Source organism: Pedobacter sp. HMWF019 (assembly GCF_003061025.1).
Classification (GTDB): Bacteria; Bacteroidota; Bacteroidia; order Sphingobacteriales; family Sphingobacteriaceae; genus Pedobacter.
The window spans coordinates 10,480-19,535 of sequence record NZ_QAIL01000491.1 but is presented as its reverse complement, the minus strand read 5'-3'; the positions used below and the strand labels follow the sequence as shown (position 1 = coordinate 19,535).

The 9,056-nt window shown below is 40.2% G+C and carries 5 protein-coding genes; all 5 read left to right on the top strand.

Annotation, left to right across the window (positions count from 1 at the left end):
* Nucleotides 1-5: 5 nt before the first annotated feature.
* Nucleotides 6-5,219, top strand: a complete 5,214-nt coding sequence (gene sprA, locus DBR11_RS25380; RefSeq protein ID WP_369974455.1) for a cell surface protein SprA — start codon at nt 6-8, stop codon at nt 5,217-5,219.
* A 52-nt stretch (nt 5,220-5,271) separates the two neighbouring features.
* A complete protein-coding gene (gene gcvH, locus DBR11_RS25375; protein WP_108555372.1) occupies nt 5,272-5,652 on the top strand; it encodes a glycine cleavage system protein GcvH in 381 nt (126 codons plus the stop codon).
* Nucleotide 5,653: 1 nt separating this feature from the next.
* The gene (locus DBR11_RS25370; protein WP_108555371.1) at nt 5,654-6,058 is read left to right on the top strand and encodes a VanZ family protein; all 405 of its coding nucleotides are present in this window, start codon (nt 5,654-5,656) and stop codon (nt 6,056-6,058) included.
* Entirely contained in the window at nt 6,042-6,176 is a 135-nt protein-coding gene (locus DBR11_RS30585; RefSeq protein WP_255564323.1) for a hypothetical protein, read from the top strand. The genes DBR11_RS25370 and DBR11_RS30585 overlap by 17 nt, the downstream gene beginning before the upstream one ends.
* 111 nt (nt 6,177-6,287) lie before the next feature.
* Nucleotides 6,288-9,056 (top strand): outer membrane beta-barrel family protein (locus tag DBR11_RS25365; protein ID WP_199233960.1); only part of this gene is annotated, 2,769 nt, incomplete at its 3' end.

Genomic DNA, 9,056 nt, shown 5'->3' with positions numbered 1-9,056 from the left:
ATTTAATAGATAAATATACTTATACAGCTTTGTACGATTCCACAAAGGTGATCGCGCAACAGTTGTTTACGAATAAGAACCGTTATGTAATTAAAGGAACTTATCAGTCTGAGATTTCAACAGAGTTTTCTTTAAATTCCATTAATGTTCCTCAGGGATCGGTTAAGGTTCTCGCCGGAACCATGCCTTTGCAGGAGGGGGTAGATTATACAGTAGATTATCAGGGTGGAAGGGTGAAGATCCTTAACGTTGGCCTGCTCACTTCGGGACAACCTATAAAAATCACAACGGAGAATAACGAAATGTTTGGTCTTCAGCAGCGCAGCTTATTTGGGACACGGATGGATTACCGGGTAAACAATAAACTGACACTAGGCGGAACATTTATGAATCTGAGTGAAAAGCCTTTGACGGCAAAGGTGAATATCGGGGAAGAACCAATTTCCAATACCATGTGGGGCCTTGACCTAAACTACAGTTCTCCTTCCAGATTTTTGACAAAGATGGTGGATAAATTGCCATTTATCTCTACTAAAGCACCGTCGAGTATTACGTTCTCGGGAGAATTTGCACAACTGATCCCCGGGCATCCTAGCGCAATTAATGCAGATGGAAGCAAGGGCGGAACGAGTTATCTGGATGACTTTGAAGCTTCCCGTTCAGTAATTGAGTTAAAAGGTGCCATATCCTGGCAGCTATCGGGAACACCGCAGTTGTTTCCCGAAGCAGCTCTGATTGATAACCTGGCTTATGGATACAATAGGGCAAAGATTGCATTTTATAATATAGACCCTAGCTTTTATAATAAGGTTTCTTCTAATATTCCAGACTATCTTAGAAATGACAAAACTGAATTGTCAAATCATTATGTAAGGGAAATTCTGGAACAGGAAGTTTTTCCTTTTAAAGAGATTCCTACTGGGCAACCTACAACTTTGCCTACACTTGATGTGGCCTTTTATCCTATGCTTCGTGGTCCTTATAACTATACTCCAGCAGGTTTTAATCCGGATGGAACTTTAAAAAATCCTAAAACAAGATGGGGTGGACTTTTCAGGCCGATTTCGACCAATGATTTTGAAGCGCTCAATATTGAGTATATAGAGCTTTGGGTAATGGATCCCTACATCTATAAACCGGGTTCTGCAGGTGGTGATCTGTATTTTAACCTTGGAAACATCTCTGAAGATATTCTTAAGGATGGGCGTAAGTCTTTGGAGAATGGCTTGCCTGCTGATGGTGATCCCAGCAAATATGATGAAACCAATTGGGGACGGGTACCTAAACTTCAGCCGGTGGTTCAGGCCTTTGATAATGATCCTGATGCAAGAAAGGCACAGGATGTGGGACTTGATGGATTATCCAATAATGATGAAAGGAGAAAATTTACGGCACAGATCAATCAGATCAGAGGGCAGCTGAATCCGGATGCGGCGGCTAAATTCGAAAATGATCCATCTTCCGATGACTATGCTTATTTCAGGGGTACAGCACTGGATCAGACTCGTGCAAAGATTTTAAAAAGGTACCAGGACTATAACGGACCTGAGGGAAACTCCAAGACCTCAAAGCAATCCCAGGAAGATTTTGGAGTAGATAATTCAGCTTCTACTTCTTTGCCAGATGGTGAAGATATCAACAGGGACAATAATATGACCCAGTCTGATGAATATTTTCAGTACAAAATATCGATGCGTCCGGCAGATTTGATGGTCGGTAAGAAATACATCACAGACAAGGTGACTTCGCAGGTTAAATTGGCTAATGGACAAACACAGGCAGTAAACTGGTACCAGATCAGGATTCCTATTGCAGATTTTGATCAGAAGATAGGTGGTATCCAGGATTTTAAATCTATACGCTTTATCCGGATGTTTATGACTGATTTTGCGGATACAACTGTATTGAGGTTTGCGAAAATTCAGCTGGTGAGGGGTGAATGGAGACAGTACAATTCAAACAATGAAGCTTCTCAGATCATTGTCGATCCGTCATTAGGTGCCGTAGGTCCTGACAATTCTACTATAGAGATTGCTACAATTAATATTGAGGAGAATGGTAAACGTTCGCCGATTCCTTATGTAGTTCCTCCAGGCATCCAACGTCAACGGGATTATACCAATTACCAGAACAATACTCAGTTAAATGAACAATCACTTACCCTTACGGTAAAGAATTTAAGGGATGGCTATGGCAGAGCGACATTCAAAACAGCTTTCAGTGACTTCCGTTCCTATAAAAGACTGGAGATGTTTATTCACCTGGAGGCTGTGGGTAATTCTGTGATCAATGACCGGGATTTGAGTGCGTTTTTAAGGATAGGTACAGACAATCAGGACAACTACTACGAGTACAACCAGCCTTTGGTGGTTACACTTCCAGGAACCAGTAATCCTTACGCCATATGGCCAGATCAGAATAAAATCGACATCCAGCTGGAATTGTTCCAAAAGGCGAAGCTGGCCAGGAATAGTGCCCGAACATCGACAGGGCAATTGTGGCCACCAAATATTCCATTTGTGTATATGGATGGAGAACGTTCGGTTGTGATTAAGGGACAGCCTGATATGGGCCAGGTCAGGGTATATATGCTTGGGGTTAAAAATCCGCATAAAAACCTGGCCAATCCGGGTTCTGATGATGGCCAGGATAAGAGTGCCCAGTTGTGGTTTAACGAATTGAGGTTAACAGAATTTGATGAAAAAGGAGGCTGGGCGGCCACCGCGCGGATTAACGCGAAGCTGGCCGATTTTGCTGATGTGAATATTTCCGGTAGTAAATCTACCGTGGGTTTTGGTGCGCTGGAAGATCGTGTAAGTGAACGTAACCGGGCCGATAATGTCTTTTTTGATATTTCTTCTAGTATGGAGCTTGGTAAGTTTTTTCCAAAGAAAACAGCTTTGAGGGTACCTATGTTCATCAGCTATTCCAAGCAGGTCAGTACGCCCCAGTATGATCCGATGAAACCGGATATAGAATTGAAAAATTCACTGGATATGGCTACTAAGGAGGAGAAGAAAGCTATTCTGAACTATGCTCAGGATTATACCACGCGGAACAGCATTAATTTTACGAATGTGAGAAAGGAGCGTACGGATGCAAATAAGAAGGTCCATCTGTGGGATGTAGAGAATTTAAGTGCGAGTTATGCTTATACAAGCTATTCACACCGTGATTTTATTAACGAAAACTCCATACAACGTACTTACAGGGCCTCACTTGCCTACAATTATGCTGGTCAGTCCAATTCGGTTACCCCATTTGATAAGATCATCAAATCGAATACCCTGGCCTTGCTGAGAGATATTAATTTTAGCTTGTTGCCAAGTTCCATCAATTTCAGAATTGATGTAGACCGCTATTATGCTGAAAATAAACTCAGGGACAATAGTCCGGTAAATGGAATACCGATCAATACGACCTATAATAAGAATTTCCTGATCACAAGGGTTTATGGGATTTCCTGGAACCTTACCCGTTCACTCACATTGGATTTTGATGCGACTAATTATTCCATCATTGACGAACCTGATGGTAAAATTGATGGAATGAAAAGGGATACCGTATGGCAGAATCTGAAGCGGCTTGGACGCACAACCGATTACAGTCATAACCTGAACGTAACCTATAATTTGCCAATGAATAAAATTCCTGGTATGGATTGGGTGAATGTGGCCACCCGATACGGAACGAATTTTAACTGGCAGACCGAGCCACTGGCTACTTTGAATGATCCAAATATCAATTTGGGGAATACCATTCAAAATTCCAGAACGATACAACTTAATCCTACGCTGAATCTAACCAGTCTTTATAATAAATTTGGTTTTATCCGACGGAATTCGGGACCTGACAAAAGCGGGGCTTCAGCATTCTTTGTTAATCTTTTAACCAGTATAAAGACCATCAATGGTGCTTACACACAGACTAAGGGTATCTTTCTTCCGGGTTATCTGCCTAGAACGAAGTTCTTTGGAATTGATGGGGCAACAGGTGCACCTGGATTAGGTTTTGTGTTTGGCAGCCAAAGGGATATCAGTCAGATGGCGATTAACAATGGCTGGATCACGACCGATACGCTGCAGTCGCAATTGTATATCAATACCCTGCGGGAAGATTTGAGTTTAACAAGTACAGTGGAGCCTATTCGTGATCTGCGGATTACCTTAACGGCAAATAAGAACCGGACGCTGAATTATTCTACCAATTTCAGATACAGGGAAACTACGCATAGCTTTGATGAGCTCAGTCCAACGACAACGGGAGATTATAGCGTGAGTTTTATTTCTCTTGGAACTGCTTTTTCTGATAAAAATGGCAGTATTGTTTCTAAACTGTTTGATAAATTTATGGCCAACAGGCAGGTTATTTCCCAAAGACTGGGCAGCCAGAATCCAAATTCAAGTGGCAGCGTAGATGGATTTGCAGATGGGTATGGTAAGGAAGCGCAAGATGTAGTGGTTTCTGCATTTATCGCCGCCTATACAGGGAAGGATGCTTCTTCGGTTAGCCTGAATTCTTTTCCTAAAATACCACTGCCTAACTGGAGAATCAATTACAGTGGACTGACGAGAATTCCCTTCCTGGAGGAATATTTTAAATCTATTGACCTGAGACATTCTTATCGTTCTGTGTACAGTGTAACAGGGTTCAATTCTCTTTTGAAATATGCAGAGCGCGATGGCTCGGTGACCAGCAGAGATGACAATCAGAATTTTCTGCCGCATTATCAGTATTCACAGGTAACTATCGCAGAACAGTTTGCTCCTCTTATTGGAATAGATACCCGTTTAAAGAGTAATGTTACGGCTAATTTTGAGATTGGAAGGACCCGATTACTTGGATTGAGTCTGGCGAATAGTCAGCTGGCCCAATTGTCGGAGAACAATATGATCTTTGGTTTAGGGTACAGAACTTCAAAGTTCAGGTTTCCTTTTGGTTTATTCAAACAGCTCAAGATGAATAATAATATGGATTTTAAACTGGATGTAGCGGTCAGAGATAACAAAACCGTGATCTACAGGGCGGATGTAGCAGAGGCAGAGGTTTCTTCAGGTGCCAAAAATATTACATTCAGGCCAAGCGTAGATTATATTCTGAACCAACGTTTTAACGTTAAATTGTTTTATGACTCCAATGTTACTAAACCCTATACGTCGCAAACGTTTAATACGTCCTTTAGTAATTTTGGTTTTAGTTTGAGGATTACACTGAATTAAGGTTGGTATAAGAGCACAAGATTAATTAACTTTGACATAAAAATAAATAAGAATGAATTTTCCATCAGAATTAAAATACACTAAAGACCACGAATGGGTTAGAGTGGAAGGCGCTGAAGCTTATGTAGGTATAACGGATTTTGCACAGCGTGAGCTGGGTGATATCGTTTATATTGATATCAACACCGTTGGCGATGAAGTTAAAAAAGATGATGTTTTTGGAACTGTTGAGGCTGTGAAAACAGTTTCTGATTTGTTTATGCCGGTAACCGGAACCGTTACTGAAGTAAATGCGGCGCTGAATGATAATCCTGAACTGGTAAATTCTGATCCTTATGGAGAAGGATGGATGGTAAAGGTAAGTTTAACAGATGTTGCAGCTGTGAATGAACTGCTGGATGCAGATGCTTACAAAACTTTAGTAGGAGCTTAGAATGAATTATTTAAAAGGGTTAAAATACCAGGTCTGGGCAATTCTCTGGACTATATTTATTTTAATACTTTGTTGCATTAAGATGCCAGACTCTAAAGAGACTGGCATTTTTTTTACAGGGTTTGATAAGTTGGTGCATCTTGGTTTTTTCTATGTACTTACAGTCTTGTTACTGTATGGTAAGATCAACCATCAACATAGTTATAGTTTCCGTTCGCTTACAATATTTAAGATCATTTTAATCACTGCTTTTGTTGGTGGTGGAATAGAGATGATTCAGTATGAATTTTTCCCTTATCGCTCTGCGGAATGGTGGGATTTTGGCTGTGATATGATTGGTGTTGCGATGGGAATATTTAGTTATATCTTATTGCATAAATCAGATTATCATGAAAAGAAAGCTTAGTATCGCTGTACTGCTCTGCATGGTTTTGCTGAGCAGTTGTAGTGTGTTTAAACCAGGCTGTGGCTGCCCTAAAGTTAGCGCCTTAAATGGCTGCCACAAGAAAATGCTGAACGCTTAATTGAGGAGTCATCATTCTGTGTATTTAAATTGTTACCAGCATTTTCTGACCTTCAACTAATCCATTGCCGTCCTTACTGGTCTATAAGGATAAATTGTATATATTTAATTTATGACTAAAATTTTTACGCCCGGACTGGTATTCTTTATACTGGTATTTTTAGGTACACTTTCTTCATCAGCTCAAACCAAAAACGGATCTGTTACCGGTAGAGTGATTACGGCCAAAGACAAACAGCCTGTAGATTATGCAACCGTTGCTGTGAAAAGTCTGAAGGACTCCAGTGTTGTTGGAACGATCAATACGGAAAAGGATGGTCGTTTTGAAGTAAAAGGGCTTGCTCCGGGATCTTACCGCTTATATGTAGCTTATCTTGGGCTTCAAAATGTAACCAAAGATTTTACGGTTTCTGCTGATGCTCCCGCGGTTAGTCTGGGTGATCTTGCGATGCAAAATACGGGTCTTGATTTAAAGACAGTAGAGATTAAAGGCCAGGCGCCACCTGTGGTGGTCAAAAAGGATACCATCGAGTTTAATGCCAGTACAGTAAAGGTAAGGGAGAATGCGGTTGTAGAAGATGTTCTAAAGAAGCTGCCGGGTGTTGAAGTTGCGAAAGATGGAACTATTAAAGCACAGGGAGAGACCGTTACTAAAATCAAGGTAGATGGGAAAGAGTTTTTTGGAAGTGATCCCTTACTGGCTACAAAAAATTTACCGGCTGATATGGTGGATAAAATACAGGTGATTGATCAGATGTCTGATCAGGCCCAGTTTACTGGTGTGGATGATGGTAACAGGGAAAAAATTATTAACATTACAACCAAAAAAGATAAGAAGAACGGGATCTTTGGAAACAGTTCAGCTGGGTATGGTACGGATGGCAGATACGATGTTAACCTGAATGTAAATAAGTTTAAGGGCGACGAACAGATGTCTGTGGTAGGCCAGTTTAATAATGTGAATAAACAAAGTTTTGGTGGTGGTGCCGGAACAGGTGGTGGGGGCGGAAGAATGGTACAACTGGTTAGTGGTAGTGCTGCTCCGCCTCAGGGTATTACGACAACCAATGCTGCAGGTTTTAACTTTGCAACCATTACGAAAAATAAAACAGAGATCAATGCCAGTTACTTTTTTAACAAAACGTCTTTGTTCAATGAGCAAAACAGTTTAACACAAAATTTGCTGGGCAATACTAAAACAACCTTTGGGAATGATCTGAACAGTACAACTGATCGTCTTAACCACAGATTGAATTTCCTTATAGATACTAAAATTGATTCGGCTACATCAATCAAAATACAGCCAAACCTGAGCTATACAGACACCAAACTGGATCAGAATAGTGTTTACACTAATCATTATGATAAATCATCCACAGACGGTACGCAGGGTTATAACACGAAATCTACTTCTCCAACATTGTCCAATAATTTGTTGCTGCGCCATAAATTTCTTCGCCGTGGACGTACAATTTCCTTGAACGTGAGTACAAGTATTAACGACAATACTTCAGATAACTATAATAATATTGTTGCCAATACGATTGATTCTACAGGAACATCATCGTCGGTTACAAATCAGTACAATGATGTAAAAACAAATTCTATCGGAAATACAGCCAGAGTTGTTTATACAGAGCCGCTGTCAAAAACATTAAATCTTGAACTGAACTACCAGAATGGATATAATCACGACAGGTCGGAGAGGTTTACGTATAACTTTAATCCTCTGACGTCTCAGTACGATTTAATAGATAATACCTATTCTAATACCTATGAGAATACGACGCTGACCAATTCCCTTGGATTCAGCTTTACAAAAACAGGGAAGAAATATAACCTGAATGCAGGCGTTGCCGTGCAGAATACAGATCGGAAAAATGATAATGTTACCACTGGGAATGTGTTCAGTCAAAACTTTTATAACATTACACCAAGTGCGCAGTTCCGATATACTTTTAGTAACAGCAAGCGTCTAAGGATCAATTACCGTGGTACGACCACACAACCAACAATTTCCCAGATCCAGCCAGTTCCAGACAATTCAAGTACACAAAGTATTGCTTTGGGAAATCCGCATCTGAAACCTTCATTTACCAATAACCTGAGCATTTTCTATAATAATTTTGATTTTGCACATTTCAGGTCACTTTTTGTTTTTGCAAATTTCTCTCAAACTTTTAATGCCATCGGGAATAGCAGTACATTGATTGTTAATAATTCGGATACAACGCAGAACGGAAAGATAACAGTACTTCCTGTGAACGTGAAGGGGGTTTACCAGTTTAATGCCGGATCTTTTGTTGGGCTTCCGATCATTCCTGAGAATAAATTAAATGTGAATATCAATTTAAGCACCTCTTTTTCTAAAGGAGTGAACATTACCAATTCTATCAATAACGTTTCTACGAATTTCAGTGTAACAAATGGCTATAAACTTGTTTCCAATTTTGAGAAATTTGATCTTACAGCAGGTATTAACGGAACTTTAAACAGAAGTATTTACTCGGCACAGCCCAATGCCAATACAACTTATTATACTTTAAATCCAACCATGGATATCAGTTATGTATTCCCTGGTGATATTCGTCTGGCTGCCAATGTTGATTATTTTCAAAATACAGGGAGGGGTTCAGGATTCGATAGTAAATATACTTTACTCAACTCTTACATCAGCAGACAGTTCTTTAAAAACAGGGGAACATTTAAATTTGAGGTATACGACCTGCTGAACCAAAACCGTGGGGTGAGCCGTACGTCTACCAGTAACACGATTACAGATTTAAATTACAATGTGCTTAAGCGTTATTGCTTATTGTCATTTACCTACTCGTTGAACCGAATGGGCGGCAAAAATATGCAGGGAGATATGAAAATGCCA